General features: G+C 69.7%; 19 protein-coding genes. 15 read left to right on the top strand and 4 right to left on the bottom strand.

Annotated elements, in window-relative coordinates:
- Positions 1–86: 86 nt before the first annotated feature.
- From SLW56_RS13935 to SLW56_RS13965, 7 genes are all read left to right on the top strand, one after another.
- Positions 87–455 (top strand): rhodanese-like domain-containing protein, encoded by a 369-nt coding sequence (locus tag SLW56_RS13935; RefSeq protein ID WP_017909974.1) that lies wholly within the window; start codon positions 87–89, stop codon positions 453–455.
- Between the two features lie 4 nt (positions 456–459).
- Entirely contained in the window at positions 460–810 is a 351-nt protein-coding gene (locus SLW56_RS13940; RefSeq protein WP_017917369.1) for a metalloregulator ArsR/SmtB family transcription factor, read from the top strand.
- Positions 807–1,637, top strand: coding sequence for an MBL fold metallo-hydrolase (locus SLW56_RS13945; RefSeq protein WP_295914661.1), 831 nt, complete (start codon positions 807–809; stop codon positions 1,635–1,637). Before SLW56_RS13940 ends, SLW56_RS13945 begins: the two co-directional genes overlap by 4 nt.
- 116 nt (positions 1,638–1,753) lie before the next feature.
- On the top strand, positions 1,754–2,533 hold the full coding sequence (modA, locus tag SLW56_RS13950) for a molybdate ABC transporter substrate-binding protein (RefSeq protein WP_295910258.1): 780 nt from the start codon (positions 1,754–1,756) through the stop codon (positions 2,531–2,533).
- A gap of 9 nt (positions 2,534–2,542) precedes the next feature.
- The gene (gene modB / locus SLW56_RS13955; protein ID WP_267123604.1) at positions 2,543–3,238 is read left to right on the top strand and encodes a molybdate ABC transporter permease subunit; all 696 of its coding nucleotides are present in this window, start codon (positions 2,543–2,545) and stop codon (positions 3,236–3,238) included.
- Positions 3,239–3,266: 28 nt separating this feature from the next.
- Complete coding sequence (locus SLW56_RS13960; RefSeq protein ID WP_295910257.1) at positions 3,267–3,884, top strand: ATP-binding cassette domain-containing protein; 618 nt, start codon at positions 3,267–3,269, stop codon at positions 3,882–3,884.
- A 59-nt stretch (positions 3,885–3,943) separates the two neighbouring features.
- Positions 3,944–4,501, top strand: coding sequence for a flavin reductase family protein (locus SLW56_RS13965; protein WP_295910256.1), 558 nt, complete (start codon positions 3,944–3,946; stop codon positions 4,499–4,501).
- Positions 4,502–4,546: 45 nt separating this feature from the next.
- Here SLW56_RS13965 and SLW56_RS13970 read toward each other — a convergent pair whose 3' ends face one another.
- The 3 genes from SLW56_RS13970 to SLW56_RS13980 are packed head-to-tail and all read right to left on the bottom strand — an operon-like array spanning position 4,547 to position 6,931.
- Positions 4,547–5,143, bottom strand: a complete 597-nt coding sequence (locus SLW56_RS13970) for a hypothetical protein (RefSeq protein ID WP_295910255.1) — start codon at positions 5,141–5,143, stop codon at positions 4,547–4,549.
- Positions 5,140–6,573 carry a TonB family protein gene (locus SLW56_RS13975; protein ID WP_295910253.1) on the bottom strand — a complete coding sequence of 478 codons (1,434 nt, stop codon included), beginning with the start codon at positions 6,571–6,573 and terminating at the stop codon, positions 5,140–5,142. Before SLW56_RS13975 ends, SLW56_RS13970 begins: the two co-directional genes overlap by 4 nt.
- The gene (locus SLW56_RS13980) at positions 6,563–6,931 is read right to left on the bottom strand and encodes a BlaI/MecI/CopY family transcriptional regulator (RefSeq protein ID WP_010340889.1); all 369 of its coding nucleotides are present in this window, start codon (positions 6,929–6,931) and stop codon (positions 6,563–6,565) included. Before SLW56_RS13980 ends, SLW56_RS13975 begins: the two co-directional genes overlap by 11 nt.
- Before the next feature lie 198 nt (positions 6,932–7,129).
- Between SLW56_RS13980 and SLW56_RS13985 the strand changes: the two genes are divergently transcribed.
- The 8 genes from SLW56_RS13985 to SLW56_RS14020 all read left to right on the top strand — a co-directional run bounded on the left by SLW56_RS13985 (position 7,130) and on the right by SLW56_RS14020 (position 18,860).
- Positions 7,130–9,085 (top strand): acetyl-CoA hydrolase/transferase C-terminal domain-containing protein, encoded by a 1,956-nt coding sequence (locus SLW56_RS13985; RefSeq protein ID WP_295910252.1) that lies wholly within the window; start codon positions 7,130–7,132, stop codon positions 9,083–9,085.
- Positions 9,086–9,449: 364 nt separating this feature from the next.
- Positions 9,450–10,565, top strand: a complete 1,116-nt coding sequence (locus SLW56_RS13990; RefSeq protein ID WP_295910251.1) for a phosphatidylinositol-specific phospholipase C1-like protein — start codon at positions 9,450–9,452, stop codon at positions 10,563–10,565.
- A gap of 132 nt (positions 10,566–10,697) precedes the next feature.
- Positions 10,698–13,427: a TonB-dependent receptor gene (locus SLW56_RS13995; RefSeq protein ID WP_320695005.1), complete on the top strand. Its 2,730-nt coding sequence runs from the start codon at positions 10,698–10,700 to the stop codon at positions 13,425–13,427.
- Positions 13,428–13,727: 300 nt separating this feature from the next.
- Complete coding sequence (locus SLW56_RS14000) at positions 13,728–14,162, top strand: hypothetical protein (RefSeq protein WP_320695006.1); 435 nt, start codon at positions 13,728–13,730, stop codon at positions 14,160–14,162.
- A 125-nt stretch (positions 14,163–14,287) separates the two neighbouring features.
- Positions 14,288–15,019, top strand: a complete 732-nt coding sequence (locus SLW56_RS14005) for a DUF3348 domain-containing protein (protein ID WP_267092730.1) — start codon at positions 14,288–14,290, stop codon at positions 15,017–15,019.
- Between the two features lie 10 nt (positions 15,020–15,029).
- Entirely contained in the window at positions 15,030–17,486 is a 2,457-nt protein-coding gene (locus SLW56_RS14010) for a DUF802 domain-containing protein (RefSeq protein ID WP_320695007.1), read from the top strand.
- Complete coding sequence (locus SLW56_RS14015; protein ID WP_152236134.1) at positions 17,483–18,133, top strand: OmpA family protein; 651 nt, start codon at positions 17,483–17,485, stop codon at positions 18,131–18,133. The genes SLW56_RS14010 and SLW56_RS14015 overlap by 4 nt, the downstream gene beginning before the upstream one ends.
- Positions 18,123–18,860 carry a DUF2894 domain-containing protein gene (locus SLW56_RS14020; RefSeq protein WP_320695008.1) on the top strand — a complete coding sequence of 246 codons (738 nt, stop codon included), beginning with the start codon at positions 18,123–18,125 and terminating at the stop codon, positions 18,858–18,860. Before SLW56_RS14015 ends, SLW56_RS14020 begins: the two co-directional genes overlap by 11 nt.
- Positions 18,861–18,991: 131 nt before the next feature.
- On the opposite strand, the gene tkt is transcribed toward SLW56_RS14020, so the two are convergent.
- Positions 18,992–20,992, bottom strand: a complete 2,001-nt coding sequence (gene tkt / locus SLW56_RS14025; protein WP_320695009.1) for a transketolase — start codon at positions 20,990–20,992, stop codon at positions 18,992–18,994.
- Positions 20,993–21,162 lie beyond the last annotated feature (170 nt).

Genomic DNA, 21,162 nt, shown 5'->3' on the forward strand with positions numbered 1-21,162 from the left:
CCGAGGCTGGCCGCGAGATAAATTAGAATTTTCTTATATTAGAGTCAACTGATATGATGGCCGCACTTTCCCGCCGAGCACCCCCAATGCCCGCCTCCTCCGCCCAAGTCCTGGTCGACCGCGCACGCGCGCAGATCCACGAAACCCCTGCCCACACCGATGCCGCCGCCACGCCGCTGCCCGGCGAGTGGATCATCGACGTGCGCGAACCCGGCGAGTTCGCCATGGGCCATCTGCCCAACGCCATCAACATCCCGCGCGGCATCCTCGAGTTCCGCCTCGATGCCGATCCGGCGCTGGCCCGGCGCGACCAGCCGATCCTGCTGTACTGCGCCAGCGGTGGCCGCTCCACGTTGGCGGCACTGAGCCTGCAGCACCTGGGCTACACCGCGGTGCGCTCGCTGACCGGCGGCTTCCTGGGCTGGACCGCGGCCGGTGGCCCGGTCGATTTCTGAGCCCATGCCGCGCCGCGCCGCAACCGCGCTGGACCCTGCCGCGATGCGCGCGCACGCCAGCGAGGCGGCGCGTTTGCTGAAAGCGCTCGGCAACGAGAAGCGGCTGCTGCTGCTGTGCCTGCTGGTGGACCACGAGCAATCGGTCGGCGAGCTCAACGCACGTGTGGAGCTGAGCCAGTCGGCGCTGTCGCAACACCTGGCGCTGCTGCGCGAGGATGGACTGGTGCAGACCCGCCGCGAGGGTCAGACCATCTATTATTCGCTGGTGCCCGGCCCGGTGCAGCGCATCCTTGAGGTGTTGCACGGCATTTACTGCAGCGCCGCGCCACCTGCTGCCACCCGGAGCGATCGATGAGCCAGCATCCGCACGTCCACGCCTTCCACCATGCCGGTTCCGGCACCTGGAGCTACGTGGTCGAGGATGGCAACGACGCCGCGGTGATCGACCCGGTGGTGGGCTACGACCCGCAGACCGGCGCACTGGACGACGCACCGGCGCAGGCGTTGGCCGCGTGCCTGGACGCGCGCGGACTGCACCTGCGCTGGATCCTCGAGACCCACGCCCACGCCGATCATGTCTCCGCCGCGCAGTGGTTCAAGCAGCGATGGCCGCAGGCGACGCTGGCGATCGGCGACGGCATCCGCGAGGTGCGCGCCCGTTTCGCGCCGCAGTTCGGACTGGACGCGGACGCGCAGGCGCGCTGCGGCTTCGATCACCTGTTCGCCGATGGCGAGCGTTTCGCGATAGGTGATGTGCAGGCGCAGGTGATCGCCGTGCCCGGCCACACCGGCGACAGCGTCGCCTACCTGATCGGCGATGCGCTGTTCCCGGGCGATTCGCTGTTCATGCCCGACAGCGGCACCGCGCGCTGCGACTTCCCCGGCGGCGACGCGGCCACGCTGTACCGTTCGATCCGGCGGCTGTACGCGCTGCCGGAGGCGACGCGCGTGTTCGTGTGCCACGACTACGGCGCAGGCGGCCGCGCGGTGGCCTGCCAGACCAGCATCGGCGAACAGCGCCGCAGCAACATCCATGTGCGCGATGGCATCGACGAAGCGGCCTTCGTGGCCTTGCGCCAGGCGCGCGATGCGACGCTGGCCGAGCCGCGGCTGATGCAGCCGTCGGTGCGCGCCAACATCCAGGCCGGCCGCACCGACGACCTGGCGCCGCCGGCGGCGTGAGCAGGCAGCGCGCCGCCGGCGCGCTAGGATGCGGAGTTGCGACAGCGCTGCGCGACCGTACGCGCGCGCCGCCGCGCCCTGCCGCATCGCCTACCTGCCCCCCGCTGGAGTGACCCATGACCCGACCGCTGCGCCGCCTGCTGTGCCTGTGCACCTTGATCGTCGCCACCGCGATCGCGCCGGTCTCGGCGCAGACGCCGCTGACCGTGTTTGCCGCCGCCAGCCTCAAGGAATCGCTGGACGAGGCCGCCAGCGCCTACCAGCGCGCCAGCGGCACCCCCGTACAGGTGTCCTACGCCGCCAGCTCCACGCTGGCCCGGCAGGTGGAACAGGGCGCGCCGGCGGACGTGTTCCTCTCCGCCGACCAGGAGTGGATGGACTACCTGCAGCAGCGCAAGCTGATCGATCCGGCGCTGCGCCGCGACCTGCTCGGCAACACCCTGGTGCTGGTGGCGCCGGCCGCCAGCACGGCGCAGGTCGACCTGCGCAAACACGGCGCGCTGCTCGCCGCGCTCGGCGCGCAGGGGCGCCTGGCGGTCGGCCAGACCGCCAGCGTGCCGGCCGGCAAGTACGCGCGCGCCGCACTGCAGGCGCTGGGTCAGTGGGACGCGGTGCAGCCGCGCCTGGCCGAAAGCGAGAGCGTGCGCAGCGCGCTGATGCTGGTGGCGCGCGGCGAGGCGCCGCTGGGCATCGTCTACGGGTCCGACGCCCAGGCCGAACCGAAGGTGCGGGTGGTGGCGACCTTCCCCGCCGACAGCCACGCGCCGATCGTGTATCCGGTGGCGCCGCTGCGGGCGAGCGCGCAGGCGAAGAGCGCCGCCGAGTTCGTGCGCTGGCTGGGCACGCCGCCGGCGCAGGCGATCTTCCGTCGCCACGGTTTCTCGCTCGCCCGTTGAGGCCTGGCGTTGTTCGACTTCACCGCGCAGGAACTGACCGCGATCGCGCTGAGCGTCAAGGTCGCGCTGGTCGCGGCGCTGGCCAGCCTGCCGTTCGCCGTGGCCTGCGGCTGGCTGCTGGCGCGGCGCCGCTTCTTCGGCAAATCGTTGCTGGACGCGCTGCTGCACCTGCCGCTGGTGATGCCGCCGATCGTCACCGGCTACGCGCTGCTGCAGCTGTTCGGCCTGCAGGGGCCGATCGGCGGCTGGCTGTTCGAACATCTCGGCGTGCAGTTCGCGTTCCGCTGGACCGGCGCGGCGCTGGCCAGCGCGGTGATGGGCTTTCCGCTGATGGTGCGGGCGATCCGCCTGGCCCTGGAGTCCACCGACCGTCGCCTGGAAGCGGCGGCCGCCACGCTCGGCGCCGGCCCATGGCGCGTGTTCTTCACCATCACCCTGCCGCTGGCATGGCCGGGCGTGGTCGCCGGCGGCGTGCTCGGCTTCGCCAAGGCGCTGGGCGAGTTCGGCGCCACCATCACCTTCGTTTCCAACATCCCCGGACAGACCCAGACCCTGGCCTCGGCGATCTACAGCCTGCTGCAGGTGCCCGGCGCCGAGGCCGGCATCTGGCGGCTGGCGGCGGTGGCGCTGGCGATCTCGCTGGGCGCCTTGCTGGCCTCCGAGTGGCTGGTCCGGCGCCAGCGCGGCTTGGAGGCGGATGTATGAGCAGCGCGTGCGCCCGGAGCCTGCACCGATGCTGAGCATCGACCTGCAGCTGCAGCGCGGCCGTTTCGCCCGCCACGTGCGCATCGAGGAACAGGCGCGCGTGGTCGCGCTGGTCGGTCCGTCCGGTGCGGGCAAGACCAGCCTGCTCAACGCCATCGCCGGCGTGCTGCCGCCGCGCAGCGGGCGCATCGCCATCGATGGCCGCGTGCTGTACGACAGCGCTGCCGGCATCGACCTGCCGGCGCATCGCCGCGGCATCGGCTACGTGTTCCAGGACGCGCGCCTGTTCCCGCACATGGACGTGCGCCGCAACCTCGGCTATGGCAGCCACGGCCGCGGCCGGCCGGCGCGCTTCGCACTGGATGCGGTGGTCGACCTGCTCGGTATCGGCGCCCTGCTCGGGCGGCGCCCCGACACGCTCTCCGGCGGCGAAGCGCAACGCGTGGCGATCGGCCGCGCACTGCTGTCGCAGCCGTCGCTGCTGCTGTTCGACGAACCGCTGTCGGCGCTGGACGCCGACCGCCGCAGCGACCTGATCCCCTACCTGCAGCGCGTGCGCGACGACGTGCGCCTGCCGATGCTCTACGTCAGCCACCAGGCCGAGGAAGTGGCGCGCATCGCCGACGCGGTGCATCGGCTGGACTGACGCAGACGTCGCGTTCACCGGGACTGGGGAGACTGAAGGTCCCGCACGACAGACTTTGCATGCGCCGCTACCGCAAGCTCGACTTCCCCACCCAGGACGTCCGCCGCTTCCTCGAGCCGGGCCCGGTGGTGCTGGTCAGTTCGGCCTGGAAGCAGCAGCGCGACATCATGACCCTTGGCTGGCACATGGTGCTGGAGTTCTCGCCCTCGCTGCTGGCCTGCTGCATCTCCAGCGCCAACCACAGCTTCGCGCTGCTCCGGCGCAGCAAGCAATGCGTGATCAACCTTCCCACCGCCGACCTGGTCGACACCGTGGTCGGCATCGGCAATACCAGCGGCGCGGACCTGGACAAGTTCGCGCACTTCGGCCTCACCGCGGTGCCCGCCACGCACGTGGCGGCGCCGCTGATCGCCGAGTGCTACGCCAGCTTCGAATGTCGCCTGCACGACGGCAGCCAGATCGGCAAACATAGCCTGTTCGTATGGGAGGTGGTCAAGGCGCACGTCGCCGCCTCGCCGAAGCGGCCGCGCACCCTGCACTACCGGGGCGACGGCCGCTTCATGCTGTCAGGCGCGGAGATCTCGCGGCGGCGCCTGTTCAAGCCGGAGATGCTGTAGTTCCCGGCAACGGGCAAGGCAGACCGCACGCGGCGATCGCGGCGCTCAGCGCGCGCCGCCGACGCGCCCCGACTGCACGCTGGCCTTGCCCTGTCGGACCTCGAAGGTGAACGCATAGGCCAGCGTCACCGGCACTTCCTGCACCGACTGCGCATCGTCGCAGCGCCCGTCCTGCACCGGCCGCTGCGCCGGATCGGCATAGGTGCAGATCGCCGCCGGCACGAAGCGCCACTGCGCGACCGCGTCCTGCACCGCCTGCAGCAGATCGGCCATCTCCGGCTGCGCGCCCGCGCTGCAGTCCGGGCGATCGTTCAACAGGGCGCTGCGCTCCACCATGCCTTGCGCGGACAGGATCACCCGCACGCAGACCGTGGTCGGGGCCAACGTGCGGCGCGGCGACGCGCTCGGCAACTGCGGCGTCGGCGCCTGCAGCGGTTGCGGCATGCGGAACACTTCCTGCGGCTGCATCCGATACGACTGCACCGCCGCTGCACCGGGCGCCGCGCCGAATCCTGTTTCCAGCATGCGCTGATCCACCGAGTCGATGCGCTGGGTCGGTTGCGGCGCCTCTTTCGGCACGTGGCTGACGCAGCCGGAAAGGACCAGTGCCAGCAGCATGCCGGTCCGCAAGTGCGCACTCATCGCACGGTCCGCGCCATGCCGCACAGCGGCGCGGCGCCGCTGGTACCCGCGAACGTCTTGTCGCACAGGCTCGCCACCGCATCGCCGGCGCCCTCGTCCAGGCGGTACCAACGGTAGTCCGCAGCCTCGGCGACGCCCGCCGGTGCCGCCACGGGATCCATTTCCACGTCGAACGCCACCGGTATCTTCATGCGGCTGGGCACCGGCCGGCCGTGTTCGGTCGCCGGAGAGAAGCGCCACTTCCAGGCGGCGGACACCGCCGCCGCATCCAATACCGCACTACCGCTGCCATGGTCGAGCACGCGCACATCGCTCGGCCTCCCGTGTGCGTCAAGTTCGACCAGCAGCATAACCTTCCCTGAGATGCCAGCACGCACTGCCTCCTCTGGATACTTCGGCGGGGTCAGGTCGATCATCTTGGCCGGCCGCGTCGCCCGCGCGTTGGCAGCTCCGCGCTGCGGCGCGGGCGCACTCTCCATCTCGCTCGCCACCAAGTCGCGCGCCATCCCGCCGACCGGCGCAGCGGTTGGCAGCGCCAAGACCACCGCACTCCCGCTCAACGCGGCCAGCGTCACCGCCGCGAGGCCCAGACGACGCCGCCAACCACGCACCGCCGGGCGCCGCAGCAAGGCAATGCGCTGGCACAGAACGCTGCCCGCCTGCCAATGGCACCCCACCGGCAAGGCAAGCGCGTCCAACTGGGTCTGCAGCATCGCCTCGGCGTAATGCCGGCGCGTGCCGGGATGGCGAACCAGCACCGCGGCATCGCAAGCCAGTTCCTGATCCAGGCGGAAGCGCGTGGCCGCCCAGTGCAGCAGCGGATTGAACCAGTACACGCAGCGCAGCACGGCGAGCAGCAGATTGCTGCGGGTGTCGCCGCGGGCGATATGCATGCGTTCGTGCGCCAGCACCAGTTGCGCCTGCGGCGGCGGATAGCGCGCGGCGAAGTCCATCGGCACCACCACTTGCGGCCGCCACGCACCCAGCACCAGCGGCCCATGCAGCGCATGCTCGGCGACCAGCACGCCATCCTCGCCAGGTTGCAAGCGACCCAGGCTGCGTCGGTAGCGGCGCTGCTGCCGCCACAGCACGGTCGCCGAGGCCAGCGCACCCGCCAGCCACAACGACAGCAACCAGACCGTGGCCTGTCCGCTCGCCGACACGCCGTCGCCTACCGACATCTGCGCCCGTGTCACGCCGACCAGCACCGCCGGCATGTCCAGCGCCAAGCTCGCCGGCAACGCTGGACGCCAGCCGCTCGGCAACAGTGCCGCCAGCAGCGCCAATGGCACCGCGATCCATAGCGCGTAGGCGATGCCGGCGCCGAACGCGCGCCGCATCGGCACGCGCAACGCCAGCACCGCCGCGATGGCCACGCTGACGACCAGCGCGGTACTCCCGAGGTCCCTCACGATCCCGTCAATGCTCATCGTCCAACTCCTGGATCAGTCGTTTGAGTTCGGCGATATCGGCATCGCTGAGCTTGCCGCGTTCGCTGAAGTGCGCCACCAACGGCGCGATACGGCCGCCGAACAGGCGGTCGAGCAGGCCTTCGCTCTGTTGCTGCACCCACTGCGCGCGCTGCAGCAGGGGCGTGTACAGATAGCGGCGGCCTTGTTTGTCGGCGCGGATCGCGCCCTTGTTGAGCAAGCGGTTGAGCAGGGTCTTGACCGTGGGTTCGGCCCAGCCGCCATGCCCGGACAAGGCGGCGAACACCTCCTCGGCGCTGAGCGGGTGCCGCTCCCACAGCACCTCCATGACCACGGCTTCCGCATCGCTGATCGACATTACGTTTACGCCCGTAAATTTTCAATGATTACGCGCGTAAACAAAACGCATGTCAAGCGTTTTTTGCGCAGCGACCGATGCCCTGGCGATCGGCATGCCCCCATGCCCGGAGGTCGTCGCTGCCAATCGCGTACGCCGCGGCACCGCGCGTATCGCTCGCACCACGATCCACGCAATCGCCGGCACACCCTCTAAGCTATGCCGATGACCGATCACCTCGACGACCTCGACGCCGCTGCCGACCTGATCCTGCAGCGCATCGCCGGCCCGCTGCGCGTGGGCGCACCGCTGGGCCTGGGCAAGCCGCATCGTTTGCTCAACGCGCTGTACGAGCGCATCGAACACGATCCGACGCGGCCGCTGCAGATCTACACCGCGCTGTCGCTCAATCCGCCGGCGCCCGGTGGCGGGATGCAGGGACGTTTCGCGCGACCGTTCGTGCAACGCCATTTCGGCGAGGACTTCCCGCGCCTGCGCTATGTGCAGGCGATGCAGCGCGATGCGCTGCCGGCGCACATCCAGGTCGAAGAGTTCTACATGCAGTCCGGCGCGCTGCTGCGCTCGACCCAGGCGCAGCGCAGCTACACCAGCCTCAACTACACCCATGCCGCCGATGCGGTGGCGCAGCGCGCGCCGAACCTGATCGTGCAGAAGGTGGCGCGCGAACCCGACGGCACCCGGCTGTCGTTCTCGTGTAACAACGACATCACCCAGGACACCCTGGCCGCGGTGCAGCGGCGCGGCCTGCCGCGGCCGTTGCTGGTGGCCGAAGTCGATCCGCAGTTGCCGTGGATCGGCGGCTGCGCGGCGGTGGAACCGAGCTTCTTCGACGTGGTGGTGACGCCGCCGGGGCCGTATCCGCGCCTGTTCGGGCTGCCACGGCAGCCGGTCGCCGATGCCGATTACGCCATCGGCCTGTACGCCAGCACGCTGGTGCGCGACGGCGGCACCCTGCAGATCGGCATCGGCACCCTGGCCGATGCGCTGTGCCACGCGCTGGTGCTGCGGCATACCGACAACGCGCGCTACCGGCAGGTGCTGGCGGCGCTGGATCCGGAATTGGAACGGCATCCGGCGGTACGCGAATGCGGCGGCCTGGATCCGTTCGCGGTCGGCCTGTTCGGCTGCAGCGAGATGCTCAACGAGGGCTTCCGGCAGCTGGTCCAGTGCGGGGTGATCCGGCGCAAGGTGCTCGACGACGCGCCGCTGCTGCAGCGCGTGGCCGACGGCAGCGCCGATGCGCAAGACCTGCAGCGCCTGGAGCGCGAGGGCGAATACCTGCAGGGCGCGTTCTACTTGGGCTCGCCGGAGTTCTACGCCTGGCTGCGCGACATGGACCCGGCGGCGCGCGCGGCGATCGGCATGCGCCGCATCAGCGAGATCAACCAGCTCTACGGCGGCGAGGCGCTGCGCCGGGTACAGCGGCGCGAGGCGCGCTTCTTCAACTCGTGCATGATGGCCACCGCGCTCGGCGCGGCGGTGTCCGATGCGCTGGACGACGGCCGCGTGGTGTCCGGCGTCGGCGGCCAGTACAACTTCGTGTCCATGGCGCACGCGCTGGACGACGCGCGCAGCGTGCTGATGTTCCGCGCCGTCCGCAGCGATGCCGGCGCAACGCAGTCGAACGTGCGCTGGAACTACGGCCACACCACCATTCCGCGGCACCTGCGCGACCTCTACGTCAACGAGTACGGCATCGCCGACCTGCGCGGCCTGACCGACGAGGACTGCATCGCAGCGATGGTCGGGATCGCCGACGTGCAGGCCCAACTTGCGTTGCTGGAGACGGCAAAGGCCAACGGCAAGCTGGCCGCCGATTTCGCAGCACCCACGCACTGGCAACGCAATCAGGCTGCGCGCGTGCGCGACGCGCTGGCGCCGTTCCGCCGCGACGGCACCCTGCCCGACTATCCGCTGGGCAGCGATTTCACCGAGGTCGAGCAGCGCCTGCTGCGCGCCCTGTCCTGGCTTCAGCAGCACACTGCCAGCACCGGCGCCAAGCTGAAGACGGTGGCCAGCGCGGTGCTGGCGCGTCCCGCGGCGGATGCCGCCTGCATGCAGCGCATGGGGCTGGACGCGCCGCGCAACCTCGGCGAACGGCTGGACGCGACGTTGCTGGCATTCGCCCTGCAGCGCACGCGCACGCCGCAATGACGCACGCGCGGCAACGGCAGGGAGCCACCCGGCGACGCAGGGTTTACGTGTAGAAGCGGCTAGACGTGCCCTGGGCCTACAGCCGCAACGCGCGCGATCGGGAATGCCCGTCGCGGCTAAGCCGCTCTCGCAACAACGACAACGCTTCGCACTGAGTTGCGGCAAAACCGCATCGCCGGCGGTGCTTGTCCAAACCAGCCGCAACAACGTGACGACGGTCATGCGTGCATAGGACACCGCGCACGATCGTGGCACAGCGCGGGCCATGACACGATTTGGCAACACCCGCGTCAACTCCACTCGGGATGCTGTCGAGATATCGTTACCAAACGTGGCCACGATGTTCCCCCAACGTTCTGTCCCGATGTCGTCGAAACTCCGCAGCGCGCCAGCTGCGCTGCGCGCCCTGCTGGCGGTGTTGGCGCTGTTGCCATCTGCGCTGTGCGCCGCACCCAGGCTTAGCGACCTGCAGTACATCGGCAGCCACAACAGCTACCACGCCGGCTTCGCGCCCAGCGAAGTGGCGCTGTGGAAACGCCTGGATCCAGCGACGTTCGCGGTGCTGGACTATCGGCATCCGCCGTTGACGCAGCAACTGGACGACGGCGTGCGCCAGATCGAACTGGACATCTACGCCGACGCCAAGGGCGGACGCTACGCACACCCGGCGATGATCGACCAGCTCGCCAAGGCCGGGCTGCCGCCGGCCCCGCCGATCGCCGCGCCGGGCGTGATGCAGCGACCGGGCTTCAAGGTCATGCACATCCAGGACCTCGACCAGCGCAGCACCTGCCAGCCATTGCAGGCCTGCCTGCGCGAGGTGCGGGCGTGGTCGCAACGGCACCCCGGGCATCTGCCGATCTTCATCCTGCTGGAAACCAAGCAATCCACCGTGCCGGCGGCCTTCCCCACGGTGCAGCCGGAGCCGTTCGACGGCAAGGCGCTGGACGCGCTGGACGCCGAACTGCGCTCGGTGTTCGCCGCGAACGACTACATCAGCCCCGACCAGGTACGCGGCAGCGCGGCCACGCTCAACGCCGCCGTGCTCGCGCAGGGCTGGCCTGCGCTCTCCGCGGCGCGCGGCAAGGTGGTGTTCCTGCTCGACCAGCGTGCGGTCGGCCCGGCCTACCTGGCCGGCCATCCGTCCTTGCGCGGCCGCGTGTGCTTCACCAATGCCGATCCCGGCGCCGACGACGCCGCCTTCGTCGAGCGCAACGACGGCAGCGCCGACGAGATCGCGACGCTGGTGAAGGCCGGCTACCTGGTGCGCACCCGCACCGACGCGGACCTCAAGGAAGCCCTGCGCAACGACACCGCGCGACGCGACGCCATGCTCGCCAGCGGCGCGCAACTGCTCAGCACCGACTTTCACGAGCCTGCAGCCTCCGGCTACGTGGTGCGCTTCCCCGGCGATGCCGTCGCCCGCTGCAATCCGCAGCGTCCGCAGGCCGACTGCCACGGCGTCGACCTGGGCCACTGAATGCCATTGGCCGCGCGACGTCGCGGCCACGCCCCACACGTACGCAATGGAAGGCCTGGGCGATCCGCGCGCCGGCATCGGCGTGTCCGGACTTCGGATCGCAACCGCTGTTTCCCCCAACGAGCCACCCCCATGCTCCCGATCCATCGCCCCCGCCCCCTGTGCTGTGCCATCGCCCTCGCGCTTGCGCTCTCGCCAACCGCCCGCGCCAGCGACGCCGCTGACGCCAGCGCGCGCACCACCACCCTGGATTCGGTGAACGTCCAGGCCACGCAGGCCACCGCTCCGGGTTCGCTGGACGAACAGCGCCTGTCCAACGGCGTCAACAGCGTGATGAGCAAGCAGCAGATCGACGCGATTCCCTCGGCCGGCATCGCCGACGTGGTCGCGCACCTGCCCGGCCTGTCGGCCTACAGCGACATGCACCTGGGCCAGGCCACCACCGGCGAGAACGCCTACGTCAGCATCCGCGGCCTGGATGCCAGCTACAACAGCTACCGCCTCAACGGCTTCGGCATGCCCGAGACCGATTCGTCCACGCGCGCGATCTCGCTGAACATGCTGGCGCCGTTCGGCATCCAGTCGGTCAAGGTCTCCAAGTCGCCGACCCCGGACCTGCCGGGCGACGCGATCGGCGGCGCGATCGACATGCGCACACCCAGCGCGTTCGACTTCGACGGCGACTTCCACGGCAAGACCACCGCGCAAGGCCAGTTCAACGCGCTCGCTTCCAACCTCGGCGGCAAGCACACCGGCGGCACGCTGCAACAGGAGCTGGCCTGGAAGTTCGGCGACGAACACGCATTCGGCGTCTACGCCTCGGCCTACTACGGCAAGAACAACAAAATGGCGCAGGCGCCGGCGCCCAACAGCGCGTACTTCCCGGCGGACCCCGCGCAGGCCAAGGCAGTGGATCTGCGCAATGTCGGCCCGCTGCTCAGCGCCCGCTACAAATACAGCATCTACACCAGCCAGATCGAGCGCTACGGCGGCAACCTCGCCTTCGACTGGCAGGGCGAGCACACCACCCTTTTCGCGCGCGCCATCTACGGCAGCTACAACGTCACCGGCCAGCAGGACCAATCCAGCGCACGCCTGGAAACCGTCAACAGTCAGCCGACCGCGGTGCGTGGCGGCTACTTCAACACCCACGACATCAAGGAAACCCTGGCCACGCTGCAACTGGGCGGGCAGACCACGCTGGATCGTCTGCGCTTCGATTACGGCAGTTCCTTCGGACGCGGCACGCGCAGCCGCCCGGACTACGTCGCGGCGAGCCTGTACGGTTTCACCCCGGGCAGCTTCGCGTTCGACCTGAGCGACCCGACCTATCCGAGCATCGGCCCGAGCTCGCCGGCCCTGAAGAATTTCTTCTACAGCCTGGATTCGGCGCTGTTCTGGAAGACCCAGGGCCACGATGCCGGCAGCCACGACAACCGCGCCAGCGCGCATGCCGACATCAGCTACCGCGTGGACGGCAACGTGCTCGACGAGGTCAAGACCGGCCTGTCGCTCGATCACGCCGACCGCGGCTCCTACGATCACCCGTTCTTCCACAAGGACGGCAATTTCGTCTACAACGGCCCCTACTTCGGCGGCAGCAACTACGTGTTCCCCAACGCCGGCGGCCCGCCGCTGAGCGCGCTGCCCGGCCGCCTCACCTATGCGGCGTTCGATGGACACTACGCCGGCCCGTTCAAGATCCTCGACCGCGACTGGGTGCGTGCGCAGGCGGTGCCGTACAAGTACGTCAACGATCCCAATGGCGCCGGCATCTATACCGCCAACGACTACAACGCCAACACCACCTCCAGTACCGAGGCGATCTACGCCGGCTACGCCATGGCAACGCTGCATGTCGGCGCGGTCACCGTGCTGCCCGGGGTGCGCTACGAACTGACCCGTTATTCCGCCGACGCGTGGCAATCGAACGGCGACGGCATCAACGGCCGTTTCGTCGGCAGCGGCCGCAGCTACGGCGAGGTGTTGCCGGGCATCAGCGTCAACTACCGCCCGGACGAGCTGACCGTCTACCGCGCCTCGCTGCGGCGCAGCTTCAGCCGCCCGGCGTTCGGGCTGATCTCCGGCGAGACCGTGTACACGGTCGACCCCACCCAGAAGGTCATCGGCATCTCCAAACCCAATCCCGACCTGCAGCCGAGCAAGGCCGACAACGCCGACCTGTCCGCGGAGTTCTACGACCGCAACGGCGGCGTGCTCAGCGCCTCGACCTACTACAAGCGCATCACCGGCTTCATCTACACCTCGCAGTCGGCGACCAGCAACGACAACACGCTCGGCGGCCTGGTGCCGACCGGTACCACCTTCGAGGACGGCGTGCCGGTGACCATGCCGCAGAACGGCGGCACCGCGACGCTGTACGGCGTGGAACTGGCCGGCAGCAAGCGCCTGCAGGATCTGCCTGGGTTCTGGAGCAACGTCGGCGTTGCCGCCAACCTGACCCTGCAACACAGTTCCGCCGACAGCAAGCGCGCCGACCAGCCCGAAAAGACCTGGCTGCCGCGTGCGCCCGAGCGCATCTACAACCTGGACCTGTTCTACGACGACAGCCGCCTGCGCGCCGACCTGAGCTACAACTACACTGGCCTGCAACTGCTCGGGCTGACCAGCGACCGGCTCAACTACTACCTGCAGCCGGTCAAGTCGCTGGACTTCACCGCCACCTACCACCTGCCGCACGGCATCGACGTCGGCATCGCCGCCAAGAACCTGCTGAACTCGGCCACGTTCTACGAGACCCAGGGCAAGTCCACCCGCTACATGGCCTACGACCCCGGTGCCGATGGCGCCTACGTGGAAACGGGGCGCGTGTACATGCTCACGCTGAGCTACACCTACTGACGCTGCCCTGCCTCCGCCGCTGCGGCGGGTGCCTTGCGTGCAGACCGCACGCAAGGCATTGGGCAGGATGCACCAGCGCCGCGCCCCGCCCTCAGAGACCACTCCTGGCGCCGAAGCATCGAGAGACGCGGCAATCCTCCGCAAGCTGCATCGCGCTTCCTCGGGCTGAAGGCCCGGGCATCTACGGACATTTCCCGATCCCGCACATATCGGCACGCAGCGAAAGTGGCTGCGCGACGACCATGTCTGCATGGCGCGCAAGCCGACCATCCATCCCATTGCGACCAAGGATTCCCTTCGATGAACATGCGCCCATCATTCCGCGCTCTTCTGCTCGTGCTGTCGACACTCCTGCCCTTTGCTGCGCTGGCCGCTCCGCCCGCCACCGTCGCCAGTTGCGCAGGCATCGTCGCTGCCTATCCGACGGACCTCGGTCCGCGTTGCAACAGCAACTACGCGAAGATCAATCACCAACCGCAAGACGCCGCACAGCGCCTGCAGACCTACTATGCGCGCGTGGAAGTACTGAAGATCTTCAGGAAAGCCCTGCTGTGCAATGGCCTGTATGGCGCCAAGGCTTCGGAACAGCAGCGTTTCGGCAGCGGCGAAGACGGCCATCTGCAGGCACTGGCCAATCTCTACCAGAACATGCAGAACGACCCGAACCGCCCCGCGGCGCTGTATACGGCTGCCGATCTGAAAGACATCAAGATGAACAAGCCGCAATGCAAATGAGGCAACGCATTCGCACCGAACGCCAGGCGCGCTGAGGTCGCTGGCGTCCCCTTGCGGGTCGGCATCGGCCGCCTGCGGCAGCCGATGTCATTCGCGTGTAAAATTGCGGGTTTTTGACCACTCACATGGCGAAAGCCCCTCCACGGGCGCCCGTCCCGGGCCCGGCCTTCATTCGCCTGCTGGCGCGCCTGAGCGATGCGTCGATGCCCGCGTCCAGCCCTGCGCTGGCCGACCGGCTCGGCCAATGGATCGACTGGAACCGCGCGGTGGCGGTGTCGCGGGCGCTGGACGGCAAACTGCCCGAGCCTGCCGAGGACGCCCCCGGGGCGCCGGAACCGTCGGCCCTGGAGGCCGAATGCGGCCGCGTGCGCGCTGCGCTGGAAGAGAGCATCGCGCTGGACATCGCCAAGGAGACCGGCAAGCCCGTGGGCAAGCGCCAGCACGACCCCGACGCACCGATCGACTACGCGCCGTTCCGCCAGCGCTACCTGGCGCTGCAGCGCGCGATGCTCACCGCCACCGGGCGCCTACGCGGCCTGCTGCGCGATGCCCTGGTTCCGCTCTCGCCGGAGATGGCGCGGCTGGCCGAGGTCGATGCGGTGATGGAACTGACCCTCAGCCCGCGCGAGCAGACCCTGCTGGCGACGGTGCCCAACCTGCTGGAAGCGCATTTCCAGCGCCTGCGCGCCGCCGCGGCGCCCGCCCCCGATCCATCCCTCACCGACGTTCCGCCGGCGCCTGCCGACACGGCCTGGCTGGACCTGTTCCGCCAGGACCTGCACAGCGTGTTGCGCGCCGAACTGGACGTCCGTTTCCATCCCATCGAAGCGCTGCTCGCCGCGCTTCGCAGCCGTTGATCCGATCCTCATGCCCAAGACCCTGCTCAATTCCGTCCTGTTCCTCGCCGGCCTTGCCGTGGTCTGCTGGATCGGCGTCGGCTATCTCGGCTCCAACCCGCTGGGCGCAAGCTTCGCCGCGCTGATCGGCCTGTGCTACCTGGCCGGCATCGCCGAGCTGTACCGCTACCGCCAGGCCACGGCGACCCTGCACACCGCGCTGAGCGACGCCGAGGCCGCGCGCAGCGATCTGGGCGGCTGGCTGCAACGGCTGCACCCGAGCCTGCGCAACGCGGTGCGCCTGCGCATCGAAGGCGAACGCGCGGCCCTGCCGGTGCCGGCGCTGACCCCGTACCTGGTCGGCCTGCTGGTGCTGCTGGGCATGCTCGGCACCTTCCTGGGCATGATGGCCACCCTGCGCGGCACCGGCCTGGCACTGGACAGCGCCACCGATCTGAATGCCATCCGCGCCTCGCTGGCGGCGCCGCTGAAGGGCCTGGGCTTCGCCTTCGGCACCTCCATCGCCGGCGTCGCCGCCTCGGCGATGCTCGGCCTGCTCGCCGCGCTGTGCCGGCGCGAGCGCCTGCAGGCGGTGCAGCACCTGGACCTGCACGCCGCGACCGCGCTGCGCACGCATTCGCTGGCCTACCAGCGCAACGAGGCCTTCAAGCTGCTGCAGACCCAGGCCACGCTGATGCCCGGCCTGATCGAGCGCATGCAGACGATGATGGCGGCGCTGGAACAGCACAGCGCGGTCAGCGGCGAACGCCTGGCCAGCAGCCAGGACGCCTTCCACAGCCGCACCGAGGCCGCCTACATGCGCCTGGCCGGGGCGGTCGAACACGCCCTGCAGGCCGGCGTGGCCGCGCATGCGCGGGCGTTCGGCGATGCGCTGGAACCGGTGGTGCAACGCACGCTGGACGGCGTGGCGCGCGAGACCGCCGCGCTGCAGGACAGCGTCGGCCAGGCGGTGCAGCGGCAGCTGGACGGCCTGGCCAATGGCTTCGCCCAGGCCGCCGAACAGGCCACGCAGCGCTGGGACAGCGCGCTGGCCGAGCAGCAACGCGTCAACGGCGCGCTGCTGCAGGAACTGGGCAGCGCGCTGCAGCGCGCCGGCGACGGCCTGGAACAGCGCGCCACCAGTTTGGTGGAGGCGACCGCGGCACGCCTGCAAGCCGCCAGCGACGACGCCAGGCAGGCCTGGAGCGAGGCGATGGCGCAGCAACGCGAGGCGAACGACGGCCTCGCCGCGCGCCAGGCACAGGCACTGGACGCAGTGGCCAGCCGCCTGGATGCCACCGCCGAAGTTGCCCAGCAAGCCTGGAGCACGGCGCTGGAACAGCAGCGCGAGGCCAACGCCGCACTGGTCGCACGCAACGCGCAGGCACTGGACACCGTGGCGACGCGGCTGGATGCCACCGCCGAGACCGCACAGCAGGGCTGGGACGCTGCGCTGGCCCAGCAGCGCGCAATCAACGACACCCTCGCCACGCACACGACGCAGGCGCTGGAGACCGTGGCGACCCGCCTGGACGCCACCGTCGAGGCCGTGCAACAGGCGTGGAGCGCGGCGCTGGCGCAGCAACGCGAGGTCAACGAGGCCCTGGCCACGCGCAACGCGCAGGCGTTGGACACCGCTGCGGCCAGCCTGGAACAGCGTGCCGCCGCCCTCGCCGAGACGCTGCAGCAGGCCCATGCCGACCTGCAGGAGGCACTGGAAGCGCGCGACCAGGCGCGCCTGCGTGCCTGGACCGACAGCTTCGCCAGCATGGCCGCGACCCTCGGCGGACAGTGGGAGCACCATGGCGAGCGCATCGCGCAGCGCCAGCAGGAGATCTGCAGCACGCTGCAGGAGACCGCGGCGGCGATGTCCGAGCAGGGCCAGGCACAGGCGCGCGACACCATCGCCGAGATCGAGCGGCTGGTGCAGGTGGCCTCGGAAGCGCCGAAGGCCGCGGCCGACGTGGTCGCGGAACTGCGCCAGAAGCTCTCCGACAGCATGGTCCGCGACACCGCCATGCTCGACGAGCGCAATCGCCTGCTGGCCACGCTGCAGACCCTGCTGGAGGCGGTCAACCACGCGTCCACCGAACAGCGCAGCGCGGTGGACGCCCTAGTCGCGACGTCGGCCGATCTACTGGAGCGCGTCGGCAGCCGCTTCACCGAGCAGATCGACGCGCAGACCGGCAAGCTCGACGACGCCGCCGCGCAGGTCGTCGCCGGCGCCACCGAGGTGGCCAGCCTGGGCGACGCGTTCTCCGGCGCGGTGCAGGCCTTCGGCGAATCCAACGCCGCCCTTCTGGAACGCCTGCAGGGCATCGAGCAGGCGCTGGACAAGTCGCTGACGCGCAGCGACGAGCAACTGGCCTACTACGTGGCGCAGGCGCGTGAGGTGATCGACCTGAGCATGCTCTCGCAGCAGCAGATCACCGAGGAATTGCGTCAGCTCGCCGCGCGCCAGGCGCCCGACCAGGCCGACGCGGCATGAGCGACGAGCTGGAACTCGAGGCCGACAACGGCGCGCCGGTCTGGGCGGTGTTCGGCGACCTGATGTCGGTGCTGCTCGGCGCCTTCGTGCTGATCCTGATCGGGGTGATCGGCGTGCAGTTGCAGCTGTCGAACAAGCTGGATGCGGAAATGCGCCAACGCCAGCGTGAAGCGCAGCAGCGCAAGACCCTGGAACAGGCGCTGGCGGCGCCGCTGGCGGCCGGCCGGGTGACCCTGGTCGACGGCCGCATCGGCATCCGCGGCAACGTGCTGTTCGCACTGAACTCCGACCAGTTGCAGCCGGAGGGCCGCGACCTGCTGAAGAGCCTGGCCGCGCCGCTGGCCGGCTACCTCAAGGCGCGCGACGAGATCCTGATGGTCAGCGGCTTCACCGACGATCGCCAGGTGCGCGAGAGCAATCGCCAGTTCGCCGACAACTGGGAACTGTCGGCCGAGCGCGCGTTGACCGTGACCCGCGCGCTGATCGAGGCCGGCGTACCGGCCGATGCAGTCTTCGCCGCCGCCTTCGGCGCGCAGCAGCCGGTGGCGCCGAACGTGGACGAGGCCGGACGCGCCAGCAACCGCCGCGTGGAGATGGCGCCGCTGCCGCGCATGCGCAAGAGCACAGCGACACCGCATGCGCCCTGATCGGATCGCCGCCGCCGATCGCCTCGCCGCCTGGCGTGCTGAGCATGCCGAGCGGCTGGACCCGCTGCGCTTCCGCTTCCTCGAAGCGCTGGCGCGCCGCACCGAGGCGCAGCAGGGCAAGGCGCGGGAACTGCTGGAGCAGAAACTGTCCGCGTTGCTCGACGCGTACGCCGCGGCACTGGACGCGGCGCCGCAAAGCGCTGGCGATGCCGAGGCCGCAGTGCGAGCGATGCAACCCGGCCCGCTCGGCGCCTTGCTGGCGCAGTTCCGCGCCGCGGCGGTTGCGATCCGCGCCGGCAACGACCACGGCGCCAACCTGGAGGCCAACGACGAAGCCCCCACGGCGACCGATGCCATCGACACAGAACTCCCCGCACCATCGCCCTTGCCCACCGCAGCGGCGCGACTCACCGCACCGCAACTGCCCGCGGTCGAAGACGCGCGCCGGCTGTGGACAGAACTGCGCAGCCGCAGCCAATTGCGGCAGTCGCTGCAACCGGCCCCCGCCGACGCCGGCCCGCTCAACTCCGGCGTGCTGGTGCATCGCGCATTGGCGCTGATGCGCACGCTCTCGCCAGGCTACCTGCAGCACTTCCTGTCCTATGTCGACGCGCTGTCCTGGTTGCAGCAACTGCAGGAGGCGGGCGCACTGGCGACGCCGCAGAAATCCGGCAGCGCCGCCGGCAAGCCTGCGACGCCGCGCAGCAAGCCGCGCAAGCGCGGTTGATCGCATCACCGATGCGCATCGCGCCGATTGCGTGGTCGTAGAAGCGTCCCTTTCCTCATCCGACACACCCACACAGGCAAGAAAAAGGCCGGCATGCGCCGGCCTTTTTCATCACCATCGTGGCTCTCGGCTTACAGCGCCTTCGCCGCCGCCACCACGTGCTCGGCGGTGATCTGGAAGTGTTTGTACAGCACGTTCGCCGGCGCCGAGGCGCCGAAGCTGTCGATGCCGACCACGGCGCCGTCCAGGCCCACGTAGGCGCGCCAGAACGCGGTGACACCGGCTTCCACCGCCACACGCTTGCGCACCGCCAACGGCAGCACCGACTCGCGGTAGGCGGCGTCCTGGCGATCGAACACGTCGGTGCACGGCATCGACACCACGCGGGTCTTCAGGCCCGCGGCATCCAGCGCCTGCTTGGCTTCCACCGCCAGGCCCACCTCCGAACCGGTGCCGATCAGGATCACGTCGGGCGTGCCGCCCTCGGCATCGGCCAGCACGTAACCGCCGCGCTCGATCAGCTTGATCTGCGCCTCAGTGCGAGCCTGGAACGGCAGGTTCTGGCGGCTGAACACCAGGCAGCTCGGGCCGTCCTTGCGGGTGATCGCGGCCTTCCAGCTCACCGCCGACTCCACCGTGTCGCAGGGGCGCCACACGTCGTTGTTGGGGATGTAGCGCAGCGACGCCAGATGCTCCACCGGCTGGTGGGTCGGGCCGTCCTCGCCCAGGCCGATCGAGTCGTGGGTGTAGACGTGAATCGCGTGCGCCGGGATCAGCGCGCTCATGCGTACGCCGTTGCGTGCGTAGTCGCTGAACACCAGGAAGGTGGCGTCGAACGGAATGAAGCCGCCGTGCAACGCCAGGCCGTTGGCGATGGCGGTCATGCCGAACTCGCGCACGCCGTAGTACACGTAGTTGGCGTTCGGGTCGTCGCTAGCGACCGACTTGCTGGCCTTCCACAGGGTCAGGTTGGAATGCGCCAGGTCGGCCGAACCGCCGACCAGTTCCGGCAGCAGCGGCGCGAACGCCTCGATCGCCATCTGCGAGGCCTTGCGCGAGGCGATGGTCTGGCCTTCGGCGGCCTGCTTGGCGATGTAGGCGTCGGCCTGGGCGAGGAAGTCTTCCGGCAGCTCGCCGTGCGAACGGCGGGTCAGTTCCGCGGCTTCGGCCGGGTACTGCTTGGCGTACTTGTCGAAGGCCTGCTCCCACTCGGCCTGGCGCAGCGTGCCGGCACCACCGGCGCGCCAGCCGTCGTAGATCGCCTGCGGGATCTCGAACGGCGCATACGGCCAGTTCAGCGCCTTGCGCGCGCCTTCCAGTTCTTCCTTACCCAGCGCGGCGCCGTGCGAGGATTCCTTGCCGGCCTTGGTCGGCGCACCGAAGCCGATGGTGGTGCGGCAGCAGATCAGGGTCGGCTTCTCGCTCTCGGCGATCGCCGCCTCGATCGCGGCCTTGACCGCGGCGGCGTCCTGGCCGTCGACGTCGCGGATCACGTGCCAGTGATAGGCCTCGAACCGGGCCGGGGTGTCGTCGCTGAACCAGCCGGCGGTGTTACCGTCGATGGAGATATGGTTGTTGTCCCAGAACGCCACCAGCTTGCCCAGGCCCCAGGTGCCGGCCAGCGAGGCGGCTTCGTGGGACACGCCTTCCATCATGCAGCCGTCGCCCATGAACACCCAGGTGCGGTGGTCGACGATCTGGTGCTCGGGGCGGTTGTAGCGCTGCGCCAGCAACTTCTCGGCCAGCGCGAAACCGACCGCGTTGGCGAAGCCCTGGCCGAGCGGACCGGTGGTGGTCTCCACCCCGGGGGTCTCGCTGCGCTCCGGGTGGCCGGCGGTCTTGCTGTGCAGCTGGCGGAAGCGCTTGAGCTCCTCGATCGGCAGGTCGTAGCCGGACAGGTGCAGCAGCGCGTACTGCAGCATCGAGCCATGGCCATTGGACAGCACGAAGCGGTCGCGGTTGAACCAGTGCGGGTTGTTCGGGTTGTGGCTGAGGAAGTCGTTCCACAGCACTTCGGCGATGTCGGCCATGCCCATCGGCATGCCGGGATGGCCGGAATTGGCGGCCTCGACCGCGTCGGCGGCAAGGAAACGGATCGCGTTGGCGAGTTCGCGGCGGGTAGGCGTCGTCATGAGGGATCTGTCGGAAGCGGGCGCGTGGCGTCGGGCCCACTATTGTCCCACAGGCGGGGATTGGGGATTGGGGATTGGGGATTGGGGATTGGGGATTGGGGATTGGGGATTGGGGATTGGGGATTGGGGATTGGGGATTGGTAGCGTCACCGGCTGGACGCCTGAGATGG

This window comes from Xanthomonas sp. LF07-6, assembly GCF_034105445.1.
Classification (GTDB): Bacteria; Pseudomonadota; Gammaproteobacteria; order Xanthomonadales; family Xanthomonadaceae; genus Xanthomonas_A; species Xanthomonas_A sontii.

Bases quoted from the DNA above. Each gene is read 5' to 3' on its own strand.
- SLW56_RS14005 (WP_267092730.1), top strand. From the start codon at position 14,288: ATGGCGAAAGCCCCTCCACGGGCGCCCGTCCCGGGCCCGGCCTTCATT.
- SLW56_RS13940 (WP_017917369.1), top strand. From the start codon at position 460: ATGCCGCGCCGCGCCGCAACCGCGCTGGACCCTGCCGCGATGCGCGCG.
- SLW56_RS13945 (WP_295914661.1), top strand. From the start codon at position 807: ATGAGCCAGCATCCGCACGTCCACGCCTTCCACCATGCCGGTTCCGGC.
- SLW56_RS13980 (WP_010340889.1), bottom strand. From the start codon at position 6,931: ATGTCGATCAGCGATGCGGAAGCCGTGGTCATGGAGGTGCTGTGGGAG.
- tkt (WP_320695009.1), bottom strand. From the start codon at position 20,992: ATGACGACGCCTACCCGCCGCGAACTCGCCAACGCGATCCGTTTCCTT.
- SLW56_RS14015 (WP_152236134.1), top strand. From the start codon at position 17,483: ATGAGCGACGAGCTGGAACTCGAGGCCGACAACGGCGCGCCGGTCTGG.
- SLW56_RS13970 (WP_295910255.1), bottom strand. From the start codon at position 5,143: ATGAGTGCGCACTTGCGGACCGGCATGCTGCTGGCACTGGTCCTTTCC.
- modA (WP_295910258.1), top strand. From the start codon at position 1,754: ATGACCCGACCGCTGCGCCGCCTGCTGTGCCTGTGCACCTTGATCGTC.
- SLW56_RS13935 (WP_017909974.1), top strand. From the start codon at position 87: ATGCCCGCCTCCTCCGCCCAAGTCCTGGTCGACCGCGCACGCGCGCAG.
- SLW56_RS14020 (WP_320695008.1), top strand. From the start codon at position 18,123: ATGCGCCCTGATCGGATCGCCGCCGCCGATCGCCTCGCCGCCTGGCGT.
- SLW56_RS13995 (WP_320695005.1), top strand. From the start codon at position 10,698: ATGCTCCCGATCCATCGCCCCCGCCCCCTGTGCTGTGCCATCGCCCTC.
- SLW56_RS13985 (WP_295910252.1), top strand. From the start codon at position 7,130: ATGCCGATGACCGATCACCTCGACGACCTCGACGCCGCTGCCGACCTG.
- SLW56_RS14010 (WP_320695007.1), top strand. From the start codon at position 15,030: ATGCCCAAGACCCTGCTCAATTCCGTCCTGTTCCTCGCCGGCCTTGCC.
- SLW56_RS14000 (WP_320695006.1), top strand. From the start codon at position 13,728: ATGAACATGCGCCCATCATTCCGCGCTCTTCTGCTCGTGCTGTCGACA.
- SLW56_RS13965 (WP_295910256.1), top strand. From the start codon at position 3,944: ATGCGCCGCTACCGCAAGCTCGACTTCCCCACCCAGGACGTCCGCCGC.
- SLW56_RS13975 (WP_295910253.1), bottom strand. From the start codon at position 6,573: ATGAGCATTGACGGGATCGTGAGGGACCTCGGGAGTACCGCGCTGGTC.
- SLW56_RS13990 (WP_295910251.1), top strand. From the start codon at position 9,450: ATGTCGTCGAAACTCCGCAGCGCGCCAGCTGCGCTGCGCGCCCTGCTG.
- SLW56_RS13960 (WP_295910257.1), top strand. From the start codon at position 3,267: ATGCTGAGCATCGACCTGCAGCTGCAGCGCGGCCGTTTCGCCCGCCAC.